This is a genomic window from Streptomyces sp. NPDC127177 (assembly GCF_042672475.1).
Taxonomy (GTDB): domain Bacteria; phylum Actinomycetota; class Actinomycetes; order Streptomycetales; family Streptomycetaceae; genus Streptomyces.
Genome location: NZ_JBHXUW010000049.1, coordinates 32,951 through 49,803, shown reverse-complemented (window position 1 = coordinate 49,803; position 16,853 = coordinate 32,951). Strand labels below are relative to the sequence as shown.

Below are 16,853 nucleotides of genomic sequence, written 5' to 3'. Positions count from 1 at the left end.
CCCGCGGGTACCCCTGGGCCGTGTCCGCGTGCGGCGAGTTCTGCTAGATTAGGACCTAGATTGGTCTATACCACATTGAGTCACTCCAGATCGGCAGGCCCCTCGTGGAAGTTGTCATCGTCCCGGACGCCAAGGCAGGCGGCGAACTGATCGCGGGGGCCATCGGCGCCCTGCTGAGCCGCAAGCCCGACGCCCTCCTCGGCGTTGCCACCGGCTCGACCCCGCTGCCCATCTACCAGGCGCTGGCGGACCGGGTCCGCTCCGGCGCCGTGGACGCCTCGCGCGCCCGCATCTGCCAGCTCGACGAGTACGTGGGGCTGCCGGCGGGCCACCCGGAGTCGTACCGCTCCGTGGTGCTGCGTGAGGTCGTCGAACCGCTCGGTCTCTCCGAGGCGTCCTTCATGGGCCCCGACGGCTCCGCCGAGGACGTCCAGGCCGCCTGCGAGGCCTACGACAGGGCGCTGGCCGAGGCCGGCGGGGTGGACCTCCAGCTGCTGGGCATCGGCACCGACGGCCACATCGGCTTCAACGAGCCGTGCTCCTCGCTCGCCTCCCGCACCCGGATCAAGACCCTGACCGAGCAGACCCGCGTCGACAACGCGCGCTTCTTCGACAACGACATCGCGCAGGTGCCCCACCACGTGATCACCCAGGGCATCGGCACGATCCTGGAGTCCCGTCACCCGATCCTGCTCGCGACCGGCGAGGGCAAGGCGGACGCGGTGGCACAGACGGTCGAGGGGCCGGTGGCCGCGATCGTGCCCGCGTCGGCGCTCCAGCTGCACCCGCACGCGACCGTGGTGGTCGACGAGGCAGCCGCGTCGAAGCTGAAGCTGGCGGACTACTTCCGCGCCACGTACGCGGCGAAGCCGTCGTGGCAGGGCATTTAGCCTTGGCGGTACGCGAGAGGGGCCGGGCACCTGGTGGTGTCCGGCCCCTCTCGTGTCTCGTGGCTGTGCGGGTGCGTCGCGGTCGACGCTCCGCCCTCGATCGCCGGACGGGCTCGGTTGTGCTGATGTGCTCGGTCCGGCTGATGGGCTCGGTTCGGCCGGACGGGGCCTAGATCGCCGGTGCTATGGCCTCTGCCGCCGCAAGGCCGCAGACGCGGGCAGCTCCGTGGGTGGCGATGTGGAAGTCGCCCCGAGGGGCGGCCTGGGGTACGCCCATCTCGACCACGATCGTGTCCGGACGCTCACCGAGCAGCGCGTCGAGGGCCTCGGTCATCCACGGGTGACGGTGCTCGTCACGGACGACCGCGACGATGCGCCGCTCCCCCGCGGCCCGCAGTACGTCGGCTGCGAGTGTCTCGTTCCCGCTGCCGTACGTGTCGGTCCCGGTGCCCGGTACCAGCCGGGCCAGTTCGGCGGCGACGCCCCAGGGGGTCTCGGCGCCGACAGCGATGTTCGCGACCGGGGTGAGGGCGGCGACGTACGCGGGACCGGTCAGCGGTTCGGCCGGACCGGTCACCACGACCGCGCGGCGGGCCGCGACCAGGCCGATGTCGGAGCCGATGCCCGTGCTGTCCCCGGCGCCGGGCGCGGTCCCCTCCTGCACTGCCGCGCCCGGCTCCGGGACAACCCCCCCGGCCCGCCGCGTCCAGGACGCGAGGGCCCGTACCCGGGCGGCGGCGTCGGCCAGCCGCTCCTCGGGCAGTTCACCGGCACGGACCGCCGCGACCAGCGCGTCGCGCAGCCGGAGCACCGTGCTGTCGTCGTCGAGGCCGCCGCCGACGCAGAGCGCGTCGGCGCCCGCCGCGATCGCGAGGACCGAGCCGCGCTCGATCCCGTACGTCGAGGCGATGGCCTGCATCTCCACGGCGTCGGTGACGATCAGGCCGTCGTAACCCAACTCCTCGCGCAGCAGACCGGTGAGGATCTGCGGGCTGAGTGTCGCCGGGCGGTCGGGGTCGAGCGCGGGAAGCAGAATATGCGCGCTCATCACCGATTTGGAACCCGCTTCGATCGCCGCCCGGAAGGGCACCAGCTCACGGGCGTGCAGGGTCTCCAGGTCCACGTCGATGCGGGGCAGCGCGTGGTGCGAGTCGACCGCGGTGTCGCCGTGCCCGGGGAAGTGCTTGGTGCAGGCGGCGACGCCGGCGGCCTGGAGGCCCTCGACGTATGCGGCGGTGTGCCGGGCGACCAGCTGGGGCTCGGCGCCGAAGGACCGTACTCCGATGACCGGGTTGCCGGGGTTGGAGTTGACGTCCGCGGACGGCGCCCAGTTGAGGTTGACGCCGCATGCGGCGAGGCGGCGGCCCAGCTCCTGGGCGACGGCACGGGTCAGTTCGACGTCGTCGACGGAGCCGAGCGCCAGGTTGCCGGGGAAGGAGGAGCCGTGGCGGACCTCCAGCCGGGTGACGTCACCGCCCTCCTCGTCGATCGCGACGAGCACGTCGTCACGTTCGGCGCGGAGCTGGGCGGTGAGCGCGGCGAGCTGCTCGGGCGTCTCGATGTTGCGGCCGAACAGGCCGACGGAGGAGAGCCCTTCGCCGACCCGGCGCAGCAGCCAGTCCGGGGCGGTGGTGCCGGTGAATCCCGGCTGCAGGACGGCGAGTGCGTCGCGGGTGACGGTGTCCGTGGTGGAGATGAGGGTGGTCATGGGGAGCGTTATCCCTTCACTGCGCCGTCGGTAAGACCGCTGACGGCCTTGCGCTGCAAGTAGATGAAGAGGATCAGGATCGGTACGGCGAAGAGCGACGAGGCGGCCATCGTCGCTCCCCAGTCGTCACCGAACGCGGTCCGGAACTGGGAGAGCCAGAGCGGCAGGGTCTGCGACTCGATGTCCTTGTTGAGGATGAGGACGAGCGGGAACTCGTTCCACGCGGTGATGAAGCCGAAGAGCGAGGTCGCCATCAGGCCGGGCCCGAGCAGCGGCAGGATCACCTTCATGAAGGCCTGCGGGCGCGTGCAGCCGTCCACCATGGCGGACTCCTCCAGCTCCTTGGGCACCGCGGCGACATAGCCGCGCAGCGTCAGGAGGGTGAAGGGCAGGACCATCATCATGTAGAAGACCGTCAGCGGGACCAGACTGTTCAGCATGTCGGCGTCGCGGACCAGAATGTAGATCGCGATGACCATGACTTCCCACGGTGCCATCTGCGCGATCATGAAGGTCAGCAGGATGCCGCGGCGGCCCTTGAAGCGCATGCGCGCCATCGCGAAGGACGCCAGCAGCGCGATCACCAGCGAGGCACCCACGGACAGGACCGTCACCGTGAAGGAGTTCCGGACCAGGGTCCAGAAGTGGTCCGCCGCGATGGCCTTCCTGAAGTGCTCGAAGGTGATGTCCGTCGGGAACCACACCGGGGTCTCGGTGATGATGTCGCCGGCCGGCTTGAAGGCCGTGCTGAACATCCAGTAGACGGGGAAGGCGAAGCCTATGAAGAGGACGACAGCCGTCGCGTTGGGCCAGATCCGGCCGAACAGTGAGCGCCTCACAGCTCGTCCTCCTCTTGCTTGAGTACGGTACGCAGGTAGTAGCCGGTCAGAGCCAGCAGGACGATGATCGTCAGGAACGAGATGGCGGCGCCCATGCCGAAGTGCTGGTTGCCGACGCCTTCGACGAACGCGTAGACGGGCAACGTCTCGGTGAGCCGGTCGGGACCCCCCTCGTTGATCGCGAAGAGCTGGGCGAAGGACTTGAAGACCCAGATGACCTCGAGGAAGGTCGTGGCCACCAGGAACGGCTTGAGGAACGGGAACGTCACCAGGGTGAAGCTCTGCCAGGTTCCGGCGCCGTCGAGCGAGGCGGCTTCGTACAGTTCCTTGGGGATCGTCGTCGACGCGGCGTACAGGTTGATCGCCACGAACGGAATCGACTGCCAGACGATCACCAGGGTGACCAGCGAGAAGGTGGAGAACTGGCTGCTCAGCCAGTTGTAGTCGGCCATCGAGTGCCAGCCGAGGCTGTCGAGCACGTAGTTGACGACACCGAACCGCTGTGCGAACAGCCACTGGTAGACCGTGGTCGCCGCGATCATCGGCATGGCCCAGGCGAGCACGAGGCCCAGCATGAGCAGCAGGCGCATCCGCTTGCCCAGCCGCGCGAGGAGCAGACCGACCAGCAGACCGAGCACCATGATCAGGACGACGTTGGCGGCGGTGAAGACGATCGACCGCCCGACGACTCGCCAGAAGTCCGAACCGGCGAGGATCTCCTGGTAGTTGTCGAAGCCGTTCCACTCGGTCAGGTGGAGGATCAGCTGGCGCGGGTTGAGGTTCTGGAACGACAGCATGCCGTTCTTGACCAGCGGGTACCCGAGGAGCACCGCCGTGGCGAGCAGTGCGGGCAGGAGGAGCAGGTACGGGGCCGAGCCACCGCCCGGCTTCTTTCGCGACGCGGCGGGGCCTCCGGGAGGCGCGTCATCCTTGCGGACACCGGCTGCCGGGACCGAGTCCACTTGTTCGGTCTGCACTGACATGCTCGCCATCTCTTCTTGGGCCGTACGGTCGAGTCACGCGGGAGCGCCGGGGGGCGGTCGGTGTCCGCCCCCCGGCGCCTGCGGGTCAGTTCTTCTGCGCGAGGCGCTTGTTGATCTCGCCCTCGACCGTCTTGGCGGCGTCGGCCGGGGACTTACCGTTCAGAACCGCGGTCATGTAGCTCTTGATCGGGTTCGGCGCGTTCTCGACGGCAGCCCACTCGGGGATGAGCGGGGTGGTGCCGCCACCGCCGGCTGCCGGGGCCGCGGCCTCGGCGGCGGCGTTGCCGGTCAGGTTGGAGTTGAGCGACTCCTTGTTCGGGATGACGCCGTTCTCCTTGGCCAGCTGGCCCTCGAACTCGTCCGACAGGGAGAGCTTCAGGAACTCCTTGGCGAGGTCCTGCTTCTTGCTGCCCGCGGCGACCGCGAAGTTGGAGCCACCGAGGAAGACGCCCTCGGGCTTGTCGGCGGTCTCACCCGGAATGGTGAAGTAGCCGATGTCGCTCTCGATCTTCTTGTTGGCCGCGATGGCCGTTCCGGCCTCCCAGCCCATGCCGATGAAGGCACCGACGTTGCCCTTGGCGAAGACGTCGGCCTGCTGCGGGGTGGCCTCGTCCTTGTCCTTGGGGGCCTTCGAGTAGGCCTGGTACTTCTTGTAGAGCTCCATGGCCGCGGTGACCTTGGGGTCGGCGAGGTTGGAGACGTACTTGTCCCCTTCCTTCTTCACGAGGTCCGCGCCCTGGCCGATGGTCAGACCGTCGAAGAAGTACCAGTTCTGGCCGGGCAGGTAGATCGGCTCGGCCTTGCCCTTCTTCTTGATGGCGTCCAGGTCCTTGAAGAACTCGTCCCGCGTCTTCGGGGTGTCCTTGATGCCGGCGTCGGCCCAGACCTTCTTGTTGTAGACGACGACGCGGTTGGCGAAGTACCACGGGGCGGCGTACTGCTTGCCGTCGAAGACCGAGGACTCGTTGAGCGACTCGGACCAGTCGCCCCCGATCTCCTTCTTGAGGTCGCTCAGGTCGGCGAGGCCGCCGGTGGCCGCGTACGCCGGGGTCTGGGTGTTGCCGACCTCGATGACGTCCGGCGGGGTCGACTCGGAGAGCGCCGTCGTGATCTTCTGCTGAATGCCGTCCCACTTCTGGGTCTCGAACTTCAGCGTGGCACCGGTCTTCTTCTTGAAGGCGGCGGTGAGATCCTTGGTCCAGCCGGGGGGCGTGGAACCGTCCATGGCCCAGACGGTCAGCGTCTGGCCCTTGTAGCCGTCGGGGCCGGCCTTCTTGGCAGAGTCCGACGTGTCGTCGTCCGAGCCGCACGCAGTGGCGCCCGCCAAGAGAGCCACGACACCAATGGCCGCGATGAGTCCACGCTTCACGACACCCTCCTCAGGGCTGTGCAAGAGAATCCCCCCACCACCCGAGGTCGCCGGCCGCCGCTCGAATTTCTCACGACGCGTACTGCCCGTGGGGCTGGGACCTGGTCTTTAATGGTTTAGACCAGTACCGGGAGCTTGGCCTAGACCTTTAGGGGTGTCAAGGGTGTATAAGAAGTGCACTCGCGTCCGTTACAGGACCGACACCTGAGGGAGGGCGACGAGCCGTGACCGGACCGTGCCACCATGTGAGCCGCGACAGACGGAGGAGCCGGTGACGGCAGCAACGCAGCAGTCGGGAAGGCGGGCCATGGGTGCCGACGGGGGCAGTTCGGAGAACGAGACGGGCACGGGCGCCGGCACGCGCACCGCACGCGTCCCGAAGTACTACCGGCTGAAGCGACATCTCCTCGACATGACGGACACCATGCCGCCGGGCACCCCCGTACCCCCGGAACGGACCCTGGCCGCGGAGTTCGACACCTCGCGTACCACCGTGCGCCAGGCGCTCCAGGAGCTGGTCGTCGAGGGCCGGCTGGAGCGCATCCAGGGCAAGGGCACCTTCGTCGCCAAGCCGAAGGTCTCCCAGGCCCTCCAGCTCACCTCGTACACCGAGGACATGCGCGCCCAGGGGCTGGAACCGACGTCCCAACTGCTGGACATCGGCTATGTGACGGCCGACGACACGCTCGCCGGGCTCCTCGACATCACCACCGGCGGCCGCGTCCTGCGGATCGAGCGGCTGCGACTGGCGAGCGGTGAGCCGATGGCGATCGAGACCACCCACCTCTCGGCCAAGCGCTTCCCGGCACTGCGGCGTTCACTGGTGAAGTACACCTCGCTTTACACGGCCCTGGCCGAGGTGTACGACGTGCGCCTCGCCGAGGCCGAGGAGACCATCGAGACCTCCCTCGCCACCCCGAGCGAGGCCGGACTCCTCGGTACGGACGTCGGTCTGCCGATGCTGATGCTGTCCCGGCACTCGCTGGACGAACAGGGCGAACCGGTCGAGTGGGTCCGCTCGGTCTACCGCGGCGACCGCTACAAGTTCGTCGCCCGCCTGAAGCGTCCACTGGACTGAACCGGACCCCGTCCGGCACGTCGCGCGAAACAGCCCCCGTGGAGACGGCTCCCCGGGGGCTGTTCGGGCACCACAGCCCCCTCGCACCATCATTGGTCTGGACCAAGCCTCGTACGTTTGACGGCATTTCGGCCATCCGGTCCCCGGCCCGAGGACCGTTGCCGGACCGCAATGCGGACAGGGGGTGACGGTAGACGGAACCCTCGCCTAGATTTCCTGCGCGTCACAACAGGTGATCAGCGAGGGGACGGAGTCGCCGCAATGCCAGCAGGCCCAGAAGGAAAACCACCCACGGTCACACCCGTGCGGGTGGTCATCGCCCTCTGCCTCATCGCGCCGTTCGTGGCGATGCTCTGGGTGGGTTCGTATGCGAAGGTCGACCCGACCTTCATCGGCATCCCGTTCTTCTACTGGTACCAGATGCTCTGGGTGCTCATCTCCACCGCGCTGACGATGATCGCGTACAAGTTGTGGCAGCGTGACCAGCGCGCCCGCAAGGGGGGTGCTTCGGCATGAAGGACGGCGTGAACGGCGTCGCACTCGGCGTCTTCATCTTCTTCTTCCTGGCCGTCACGGTCGTCGGCTTCATGGCCGCCCGCTGGCGCAAGGCCGAGAACGAGGCGAGCCTCGACGAATGGGGCCTGGGCGGGCGGTCGTTCGGCACCTGGGTCACCTGGTTCCTGCTCGGCGGCGACCTCTACACCGCGTACACCTTCGTCGCCGTACCCGCGGCGATCTACGCGGCGGGCGCGGCCGGCTTCTTCGCGGTGCCCTACACCATCCTGGTGTACCCGCTGATCTTCACCTTCCTGCCGCGCCTGTGGTCGGTCTCGCACAAGCACGGCTACGTGACCACCTCGGACTTCGTCCGCGGCCGGTTCGGCTCGAAGGGCCTCTCGCTGGCGGTCGCCGTCACCGGCATCCTCGCCACCATGCCGTACATCGCGCTCCAACTCGTCGGCATCCAGGCGGTGCTCGACGTGATGGGCGTCGGCGGCGGCGAGAACACCAACTGGTTCGTCAAGGACCTGCCGCTGCTGATCGCGTTCGCGGTGCTCGCCGCGTACACGTACTCCTCCGGCCTGCGCGCGCCCGCGCTGATCGCGTTCGTCAAGGACGGGCTGATCTACCTGGTCATCGCCGTGGCGATCATCTACATCCCGATCAAGCTCGGCGGCTTCCACGACATCTTCGCCGCCGCGCAGGACAAGTTCAACGGCCCGCCGGGCTCCAAGCCGACCGGCGCGCTCGCGCCCGGCGCGGAGGGGCAGTGGGGTTACGCCACCCTGGCGCTGGGCTCGGCGCTCGCGCTCTTCATGTATCCGCACTCGATCACGGCGACGCTCTCCAGCCGCAGCCGCAACGTGATCCGCCGCAACACCACGATCCTGCCGCTGTACTCGCTGATGCTGGGGCTGCTCGCGCTGCTCGGCTTCATGGCCATCGCCGCCGGCGTCAAGGTGGACAACGGCCAGCTGGCCATCCCGCAGCTCTTCGAGAACATGTTCCCCGACTGGTTCGCGGGCGTGGCGTTCGCCGCCATCGGCATCGGCGCGCTGGTGCCGGCCGCGATCATGTCGATCGCGGCGGCGAACCTGTTCACCCGGAACATCTACAAGGACTTCCTGAAGCCCGACGCGACGCCCGCCCAGGAGACCAAGGTCTCCAAGCTGGTCTCGCTGCTGGTGAAGGTCGGCGCGCTCGCCTTCGTCCTCACCATGGACAAGACGGTCGCGATCAACTTCCAGCTGCTCGGCGGGATCTGGATCCTCCAGACGATGCCGGCCCTGGTCGGCGGTCTGTTCACCCGGTGGTTCCACCGCTGGGCGCTGCTCGCCGGCTGGGCGGTCGGCATGGTCTACGGGACGGCCGCCGCGTACGGGGTCGCCAGCCCGACCCAGGCGCACTTCGGCGGGTCCTCCAAGGAGATCCCGGGCCTCGGTGAGATCGGCTACATCGGCCTCACGGCGTTCGTGCTGAACATCGTGGTCACCGTCGTCCTCACCTTCGTCCTGAACGCTCTGAAGGCCCCCGCGGGGATCGACGAGACCGCTCCGGACGACTACACCGCGGACGCCGGCGATCCGGGCGTCAAGACGGAGCTCCCGCCGGCCACGGCCGGCGCACCGGGCGGCCACTGACGACACCGGGTACGGGCCGTCGCACCCCCGCGCGCAGGGGGTGCGGCGGCCCGTTCGCGTGCCCGGCGGAAATCGCTTGCGGGCACGGCCGGGGAGTGCGGCAGACTTCCGTCCATGGACATAACGATCCGGCCGGTCGAGCCCTCCGAACACGCCCTCCTCGGCGAGATCACCGCCGAGGCGTACCTCGGTGACGGGCTGCTGGACTTCGGCGCCGACGACCCCTACCTGGTGCACCTGCGCGACGTCACCCGGCGGGCCGCCGAGGCCGAGGTGCTCGTCGCGGCCGACACGCGGGGCCGCGTCCTGGGCGGCGTGACGTACGCCCCGCCGGGAAACCGGTGGGCCGATATCGCGGCCCCGGACGAAGCCGAGTTCCGGATGCTGGCGGTCTCCCACGAGGCCCGGGGCGCGGGGGCGGGCGAGGCGCTCGTGCGGGCCTGTATCGAGCGCGCACGAGGCACCGCCGGGGTCAGGGGGATCGTCCTGTCGACGCAGCCGACCATGCACGGCGCCCATAGGATCTATGCGCGCCTCGGCTTCGTACGGACCCCCGAGAAGGACTGGAGTCCCCTCGAAGACCTCAAGCTGCTGACGTACCGCCTGGAGCTTCGGCCGGGTTCATAGGGCAAGGCCGATATCTCGCGCGACACAACATGTGGGGGCTGCCGCATCCGGCTGCCCCCACATGTATGCTCAACCTCGTTGTCGCCGCAGGGAAATCCGGTGCGAATCCGGAACTGTCCCGCAACGGTGTACTCGGTGCGCTTTTGTGCACCCGTGAGTCCGAGGACCTGCCGACAGCGCATCCGGCTCGACCGATCCGGATGCCCAGACGTCCGGGCCTCGTGGATGGGCCGGTGGACGCCGCACGGAGTGCTGCCCTGCCCCGGGTCCCGCTCCGCCCGGCTGCCCCGCTCCCTCCACCGGCCCCGAGCCGAGCGAGGGAGAGCACCACGTGACCATCGCGCCAGCCGATCCGGTTTCAGCGGCCGAGTCCGAAGCAGCCGAGTCCGAAGCGGTCCGGTCCGGCGGACCCGCGCAGGACGGACCGGGGACCGCACTGCTGCGGACCCTCACCGACCTCACCGCGGATCTGCCCGACACCGACCCCGGACGCGTCGCCGCCGCCGCGCTGCGCGGCCGCAACGCCCGGTCGGACGAGGCGGAACTGCGCTCGCTGGCCACCGAGGCCGCCGCGGGTCTGATCTCCGAGGACCCCGCCTACTCCCGGCTCGCCGCCCGTCTCCTCACCCGCTCCATCGCGGACGAGGCAGCCGGACAGGGCGCGACGTCCTTCTCCGCCTCGGTCGCCGTCGGACACCGCGAGGGTCTGATCGCGGACCGCACCGCCGAGTTCGTGACGCTCCACGCCGCGGCCCTCGACGCGCTGGTCGGGCAGGCACTCACCGACGGTGCCGACGACCGCTTCGGCTACTTCGGCCTGCGCACCCTGCACAGCCGCTACCTGCTGCGCCACCCGATCACCCGCCAGGTCGTCGAGACCCCGCAGCACTTCATGCTGCGCGTCGCGGCCGGACTGGCCGAGGACGACTCCCAGCGCGCCCTCGACGACGTCGCCGCGCTGTACGGGCTGATGAGCCGGCTGGACTACCTGCCCTCGTCCCCGACGCTCTTCAACTCCGGTACCCGGCACCCCCAGATGTCCTCCTGCTACCTGCTGGACTCGCCGCTGGACGAGCTCGACTCGATCTACGACCGCTACCACCAGGTGGCGCGGCTCTCCAAGCACGCGGGCGGCATCGGCCTCTCGTACTCCCGTATCCGTGCCCGGGGTTCGCTGATCCGCGGCACCAACGGGCACTCCAACGGCATCGTCCCGTTCCTGAAGACGCTCGACGCCTCCGTCGCCGCGGTCAACCAGGGCGGCCGGCGCAAGGGCGCCGCCGCCGTCTACCTGGAGACCTGGCACGCGGACATCGAGGAGTTCCTCGAACTGCGCGACAACACCGGTGAGGACCAGCGGCGCACGCACAACCTCAACCTGGCGCACTGGATCCCGGACGAGTTCATGCGCCGGGTCGACGCGGACGGCGAGTGGTCGCTGTTCTCCCCCGCCGACGTGCCGGGCCTGGTCGACCTGTGGGGCGACGAGTTCGACGCCGCGTACCGGGCCGCCGAGGCCAAGGGCCTGGCCCGCAAGACCATGCCGGCCCGTGAGCTGTACGGCCGCATGATGCGGACCCTCGCGCAGACCGGCCAGGGCTGGATGACGTTCAAGGACGCCTCCAACCGGACCGCCAACCAGACCGCCGAGCCCGGCCGCGTCGTGCACTCGTCGAACCTGTGCACCGAGATCCTGGAAGTCACCGACGACGGCGAGACGGCCGTCTGCAACCTGGGTTCGGTCAACCTCGGCGCGTTCGTCGCCGACGGCACCATCGACTGGGAGCGCCTGGACGCCACCGTGCGCACCGCCGTGACCTTCCTCGACCGGGTCGTGGACATCAACTTCTACCCGACCGAGCAGGCCGGGCGCTCCAACGCCCGCTGGCGGCCGGTGGGCCTGGGCGCGATGGGCCTCCAGGACGTCTTCTTCCAGCTGCGGCTGCCCTTCGACTCCCCCGAGGCCCGCGCGCTCTCGACGAGGATCTCCGAGCGCATCATGCTCGCGGCCTACGAGGCGTCCTGCGATCTCGCCGAGCGTCCCCAAGCAGCTTCGGCAGGCTCCGGTGCAGGGGGGACGACCCCCGCGGGTCCCTTCCCCGCCTGGTCCGAGACGCGTGCCGCCCGCGGTGTGCTGCACCCCGACCACTACGACACCGAGCTGAACTGGCCGGAGCGCTGGGACGCGCTGCGGGCCCGGGTCGCGAAGAGCGGGATGCGCAACTCGCTGCTCCTGGCGATCGCGCCGACGGCGACCATCGCCTCCATCGCGGGCGTGTACGAGTGCATCGAGCCGCAGGTCTCCAACCTCTTCAAGCGCGAGACGCTCAGCGGTGAGTTCCTCCAGGTCAACGCCTATCTCGTGGACGAGCTGAAGAAGCTCGGCGTGTGGGACGCGCGCACCCGTGAGGCGCTGCGCGAGGCGAGCGGCTCCGTGCAGGGCTTCGCGTGGATCCCCGAGGACGTCCGGGCCCTGTACCGCACGGCGTGGGAGATCCCGCAGCGCGGACTGATCGACATGGCGGCGGGCCGTACGCCGTTCCTGGACCAGAGCCAGTCGCTGAACCTGTTCCTGGAGACGCCGACGATCGGCAAGCTCTCCTCGATGTACGCGTACGCCTGGAAGCAGGGGCTGAAGACGACGTACTACCTGCGCTCGCGCCCGGCGACCCGGATCGCCCGTGCGGCGTCCGGCCAGGCCGCGGCCGCCGCCCCCATTCCCGTGCAGCAGGCAGCGGCCCCCGACGCGGACGCGATCGCCTGCTCCCTCGAAAACCCCGAGTCCTGCGAGGCCTGCCAGTAATGAGCACCAACGACAACAAGAACCTGCTGGACCCGGGCTTCGAACTGACCCTGCGGCCCATGCGCTACCCGGACTTCTACGAGCGCTACCGGGACGCGATCAAGAACACCTGGACGGTGGAGGAGGTCGACCTGCACTCCGACGTCGCCGACCTCGCCAAGCTGTCGCCGGGTGAGCAGCACATGATCGGCCGGCTCGTCGCGTTCTTCGCGACCGGTGACTCGATCGTCTCCAACAACCTCGTGCTGACGCTGTACAAGCACATCAACTCCCCCGAGGCGCGGCTCTACCTGTCGCGGCAGCTCTTCGAGGAGGCCGTGCACGTCCAGTTCTATCTGACGCTGCTCGACACCTATCTGCCCGACCCGGACGACCGGGCGGCCGCCTTCGACGCGGTCGAGGAGATCCCGTCCATCCGCGAGAAGGCGCAGTTCTGCTTCCGCTGGATGGACTCGGTCGAGAAGATCGACCGGCTGGAGACGAAGGCGGACCGCCGCCGCTTCCTGCTGAACCTGATCTGCTTCGCGGCGTGCATCGAGGGGCTGTTCTTCTACGGCGCGTTCGCCTACGTCTACTGGTTCCGCTCGCGCGGTCTGCTGCACGGCCTCGCCACGGGCACGAACTGGGTCTTCCGTGACGAGACGATGCACATGAACTTCGCGTTCGAGGTCGTGGACACCGTCCGCAAGGAGGAGCCGGAGCTCTTCGACGACGCCCTCCAGGAGCAGGTCACCGACATGCTCAAGGAGGCCGTCGATGCGGAGCTCCAGTTCGGCCGCGATCTGTGCGGTGAGGGGCTGCCGGGCATGAACACCGAGTCCATGCGCCAGTACCTGGAGTGCGTCGCCGACCAGCGGCTCGAACGGCTGGGCTTCCCGGCGGTGTACGGATCGGAGAACCCGTTCTCGTTCATGGAGCTCCAGGGCGTCCAGGAACTGACGAACTTCTTCGAGCGCCGCCCCTCGGCCTACCAGGTGGCGGTCGAGGGCACGGTCGGCTTCGACGACGAGTTCTGACCCGCCGGATCTCTCAGATCCTCGCCCAGCTTCTGACGTACGGACGCCGTGCGGCCCCCACCGGCCGCGCGGCGTCCGCCGTTTCCGGTGGCCCCGCCCTCCGGCTGCTTTCCGCCTCCCGGAGCTCGCGGTCGATACGGAACTCGCGGGCGATACCGAGCAGCGCCGGGAGCAGGACGAGGACGATAACAGCGGATATGCCCAGGACGTTCTGGAATGTGTTCATGCCTCTACTCTCGTCCGTGCGAGCAGAATCCGGCAGTGGCAGGACTGTCATAGAGCATCGAATTACTGCCACACTGGGGGCATGCTGAAAAACGTCGCCGTCCTGCTGCTCGACGAGGTCCATCCCTTCGAACTCGGTGTGCTCTGCGAAGTGTTCGGCCTCGACCGCAGTGACGAGGGCCTCCCGGTGCACGACTTCGCCGTGGTCTCCGCCGAGGGCCCGGTACTCCAGACCCACGCGGGGTTCACCATCAGCACCCCGCACGGCCTCGACCGTCTGGAGGAGGCCGACCTCATCGCCGTACCGGCCGGCAGCCACTTCATGGACCGGGAGTACCCCGAAGAGGTCCTGGACGCCCTGCGCCGGGCCGTGGACCGCGGCGCCCGGGTGCTGAGCGTCTGCTCGGGGGCGTACGTGCTGGGCGCGGCCGGACTTCTGGACGGCCGCCGTTGCACCACCCACTGGCGCCACTCCGACGAGCTGGCCCGCCGCTTCCCGCGGGCCGTCGTCGAACCCGACGTGCTGTACGTGGACGAGGGCTCCGTCATCACATCGGCGGGCACTGCGGCGGGCATCGACGCCTGTCTGCACCTGGTCCGCCAGGCGTACGGACCGGCGGCAGCCAACACCATCGCCCGCCGCATGGTGGTGCCGCCGCACCGCGACGGCGGACAGGCGCAGTACATCCAGCGACCGCTGCCCCGCGACCGCTGCGACACGGTCGGCGACACGCTCGCCTGGATGGAGCGGAACCTCGACCGGGAGATGACCGTCGAGCAGCTCGCCGCCCAGGCGCACATGTCGCCGCGCACCTTCGCGCGGCGCTTCCAGCAGGAGACGGGCACCACCCCGTACCGCTGGCTGCTGCGTCAGCGGGTGCTGCTGGCGCAACACCTCCTGGAGACATCGGATGAAACGATGGACACGATCGCGGGCCAGACCGGCTTCGGGAACGCCGCCGCGCTGCGCCACCAGTTCGTCCGCTCCCTGGGCACCACACCGCACGCGTACCGCCGGACCTTCCGCGGGCCCTGCGCCATGACCGAGGTCGCCTGACACCGCACGGACTGACGTCCGATCATTCGTCCAACTGTTTCCCGCACCTGTCCATGGACCGGGCGCCGCTCGCGAGCCAGGGTCGGACGATGGACATCCGGATGGCAAGACGAAGGACGATCGGAGCGGTGGTGGCCGCGCTCACCGCCGCCCTGCTGCCCTGGCAGAGCGCCTCGGCCGTGGACGGGCCCGCCGCCGCTCCGCCGCCCGAGGTGCTGCCCTCGCTGCGGCAGTGGCAGCCCGGCGAGGGGGAGTTCGCCCTCACCGACCGGGCCAGGATCGTGCTGGACGGGGTGCGCGAGCAGCGCACCGCCGCCGACGCGGAGAGGTTCGCGGGCGAGCTGAAGGGCGGCGCGGCGCTGTCCCGGGGCAAGGCCGGGGCCGGTGACATCGTGCTGCGCCAGGACGCTTCCCTGAAGGCGTCGTTGGGTACGGAGGGTTACCGGCTCGAGGTCGGCGACCGGGTCACGGTCACCGCCGCGACCTCCACCGGTGTGTTCTACGGTTCGCGCACCGTGCTCCAGCTGCTGAATGACGACGGCCGCGCCGCACGGGGTACGGCGACCGACGTGCCCGCGTACCGCGAGCGCGGTGTGGGGGTGTGCGCCTGCTACATCAACGTCTCGCTGCCGTGGTTCGAGCGGCTGATGAAGGACATGGCCTCCCAGAAGCTCAACCAGCTCTGGATCGAGGCGAAGGTCAGGAGCGACACCGACCCGAAGTCGGCGTTCTGGGGCTATTACACCAAGCCGCAGGTCCGGGCCCTGGCCGCGATGGCGAAGAAGTACCACATCGACCTGGTGCCGGAGATCAACTCACCCGGCCACATGGACACCTACCTGGAGAACCACCCGGAGCTCCAGCTCAAGGACAAGGACGGCGTCGCCTCGGCGCCCCGGCTGGACATCTCGCGGCCCGAGGCGCTGGCGTACTACACGTCCCTGGTGGACGAGGCCCTGAAGGTGTGGGGCACCCGCACCTGGCACATGGGCGGCGACGAGTACATGATCGGCTCCTCGTATCCGGACTATCCCCAGCTGCAGACCGCCGCGACGGCGAAGTTCGGCGCCTCGGCCACTCCCGACGACCTCTTCGTCGACTTCATCAACCAGGTCAACGCGCGTGTGAAGGCCGACGGCCGGTCGCTGCGGATCTGGAACGACGGACTGGCCGGCCACAACGGCATCGTGCCGCTGGACCGCGACATCGCCGTCGAGCACTGGCTGGGCGGCGACACCATCGAGCAGCCGTCCGAGCTGCTGGCCGAGGGCCGTCCGGTGATGAACTCCGCGTACTCGCTCTACCTGGTGCGCGGCGGTTTCACGATGGACACGAAGAAGCTGTACGAGAGCGACTGGACGCCGCTGAGCTTCGAGGGCGAGACGCTGCCCGGCAAGGCGGCGAACCTGACCGGCGCGAAGATCAGCCTGTGGCCGGACAGCGCGGCCGCCGAGACCGAGAACGAGGTCGAGGCGAAGACCTTCATGCCGCTGCGCTTCCTGGCCCAGGCCACCTGGGGCGGTCCCAAGCCCAGTGACACGTACGCCGGTTTCGAGGCCCTGGCCCGGCGGATCGGTCACGCGCCCGGCTGGGAGAACACCGACCGCGCCCCGCTCGCCGACGGTACGTACCGGCTGACGGCCGGCGCGAAGGCGCTGGCGCCCGGCACGGACAACGGGGTCGCCCTGGCGCGGGGTACGACAGCCGCCTGGACGCTGACGGCGACCGCCGACGGGTACTACACCGTGCGGTCCGCCACGAGCGGTCTGTGCCTGGACGCGGTGCGCGGGAAGAAGTACCTGGGCGCCCCGCTGGAGGCGGGGGCCGAACTGTCGCTCGCCACCTGCGCGACGGGCACGCGCACCCAGCGCTGGCAGCTGGACACCGGGGCCGGCGCGCTGGTCCTGCGCAACGCCGTCTCCCAGCTGAGGCTGACGGAGCGGGCCGCCGACGGTGCGGCGGTCCAGACGACGGGCGGGACGCGCCTGACGGCGAAGTCCGCCTGACCGTACGGACGCGGAGTGGGGGGGGGCCCCCCCCCCCCGGCCCCCCCCCGGGGCGGGTTGGCCCGGTTGGGGGGCGCCCCCAACAGTGCGGGGCCCCGGTGCACTGGTCGT

The 16,853-nt window shown here is 69.5% G+C and carries 14 protein-coding genes and 1 riboswitch; of the genes, 9 read left to right on the top strand and 5 right to left on the bottom strand.

The window, feature by feature from the left end; translation table 11 throughout:
* The first annotated feature begins 104 nt into the window (after window positions 1-104).
* Entirely contained in the window at window positions 105-890 is a 786-nt protein-coding gene (nagB, locus tag ACFVJX_RS26790) for a glucosamine-6-phosphate deaminase (RefSeq protein ID WP_384135666.1), read from the top strand.
* Between the two features lie 169 nt (window positions 891-1,059).
* Here the strand turns inward: nagB and ACFVJX_RS26785 are convergent, their stop codons facing one another.
* The 4 genes from ACFVJX_RS26785 to ACFVJX_RS26770 form a co-directional block, all read right to left on the bottom strand.
* The gene (locus tag ACFVJX_RS26785; protein ID WP_384135668.1) at window positions 1,060-2,598 is read right to left on the bottom strand and encodes a glycoside hydrolase family 3 protein; all 1,539 of its coding nucleotides are present in this window, start codon (window positions 2,596-2,598) and stop codon (window positions 1,060-1,062) included.
* An 8-nt stretch (window positions 2,599-2,606) separates the two neighbouring features.
* The gene (locus tag ACFVJX_RS26780; RefSeq protein WP_384135670.1) at window positions 2,607-3,437 is read right to left on the bottom strand and encodes a carbohydrate ABC transporter permease; all 831 of its coding nucleotides are present in this window, start codon (window positions 3,435-3,437) and stop codon (window positions 2,607-2,609) included.
* Window positions 3,434-4,420, bottom strand: a complete 987-nt coding sequence (locus ACFVJX_RS26775) for a carbohydrate ABC transporter permease (protein WP_384135672.1) — start codon at window positions 4,418-4,420, stop codon at window positions 3,434-3,436. The genes ACFVJX_RS26780 and ACFVJX_RS26775 overlap by 4 nt, the downstream gene beginning before the upstream one ends.
* Window positions 4,421-4,505: 85 nt before the next feature.
* Window positions 4,506-5,789 carry an extracellular solute-binding protein gene (locus tag ACFVJX_RS26770; RefSeq protein ID WP_384135674.1) on the bottom strand — a complete coding sequence of 428 codons (1,284 nt, stop codon included), beginning with the start codon at window positions 5,787-5,789 and terminating at the stop codon, window positions 4,506-4,508.
* Window positions 5,790-6,096: 307 nt separating this feature from the next.
* On the opposite strand from ACFVJX_RS26770, the gene ACFVJX_RS26765 reads away from it, so the two are divergent.
* The 6 genes from ACFVJX_RS26765 to ACFVJX_RS26740 all read left to right on the top strand — a co-directional run bounded on the left by ACFVJX_RS26765 (window position 6,097) and on the right by ACFVJX_RS26740 (window position 13,454).
* A complete protein-coding gene (locus ACFVJX_RS26765; protein ID WP_384135693.1) occupies window positions 6,097-6,867 on the top strand; it encodes a GntR family transcriptional regulator in 771 nt (256 codons plus the stop codon).
* A 261-nt stretch (window positions 6,868-7,128) separates the two neighbouring features.
* A complete protein-coding gene (locus ACFVJX_RS26760; protein ID WP_384135676.1) occupies window positions 7,129-7,383 on the top strand; it encodes a DUF3311 domain-containing protein in 255 nt (84 codons plus the stop codon).
* A complete protein-coding gene (gene mctP / locus ACFVJX_RS26755; protein ID WP_384135677.1) occupies window positions 7,380-9,008 on the top strand; it encodes a monocarboxylate uptake permease MctP in 1,629 nt (542 codons plus the stop codon). The genes ACFVJX_RS26760 and mctP overlap by 4 nt, the downstream gene beginning before the upstream one ends.
* 114 nt (window positions 9,009-9,122) lie before the next feature.
* The gene (locus ACFVJX_RS26750; RefSeq protein ID WP_384135679.1) at window positions 9,123-9,635 is read left to right on the top strand and encodes a GNAT family N-acetyltransferase; all 513 of its coding nucleotides are present in this window, start codon (window positions 9,123-9,125) and stop codon (window positions 9,633-9,635) included.
* Window positions 9,636-9,694: 59 nt separating this feature from the next.
* Window positions 9,695-9,825, top strand: a riboswitch (cobalamin riboswitch).
* A 141-nt stretch (window positions 9,826-9,966) separates the two neighbouring features.
* The gene (locus ACFVJX_RS26745; protein ID WP_384135681.1) at window positions 9,967-12,438 is read left to right on the top strand and encodes a ribonucleoside-diphosphate reductase subunit alpha; all 2,472 of its coding nucleotides are present in this window, start codon (window positions 9,967-9,969) and stop codon (window positions 12,436-12,438) included.
* Window positions 12,438-13,454: a ribonucleotide-diphosphate reductase subunit beta gene (locus ACFVJX_RS26740; RefSeq protein ID WP_384135683.1), complete on the top strand. Its 1,017-nt coding sequence runs from the start codon at window positions 12,438-12,440 to the stop codon at window positions 13,452-13,454. The genes ACFVJX_RS26745 and ACFVJX_RS26740 overlap by 1 nt, the downstream gene beginning before the upstream one ends.
* A gap of 13 nt (window positions 13,455-13,467) precedes the next feature.
* Here the strand turns inward: ACFVJX_RS26740 and ACFVJX_RS26735 are convergent, their stop codons facing one another.
* Complete coding sequence (locus ACFVJX_RS26735) at window positions 13,468-13,680, bottom strand: hypothetical protein (protein ID WP_384135685.1); 213 nt, start codon at window positions 13,678-13,680, stop codon at window positions 13,468-13,470.
* Window positions 13,681-13,761: 81 nt separating this feature from the next.
* On the opposite strand from ACFVJX_RS26735, the gene ACFVJX_RS26730 reads away from it, so the two are divergent.
* Together ACFVJX_RS26730 and ACFVJX_RS26725 are read left to right on the top strand one after the other, a co-directional pair.
* Complete coding sequence (locus ACFVJX_RS26730) at window positions 13,762-14,736, top strand: GlxA family transcriptional regulator (RefSeq protein ID WP_384135687.1); 975 nt, start codon at window positions 13,762-13,764, stop codon at window positions 14,734-14,736.
* Window positions 14,737-14,837: 101 nt separating this feature from the next.
* Entirely contained in the window at window positions 14,838-16,742 is a 1,905-nt protein-coding gene (locus ACFVJX_RS26725) for a family 20 glycosylhydrolase (RefSeq protein WP_384135689.1), read from the top strand.
* The last annotated feature ends 111 nt before the right edge of the window (window positions 16,743-16,853 follow it).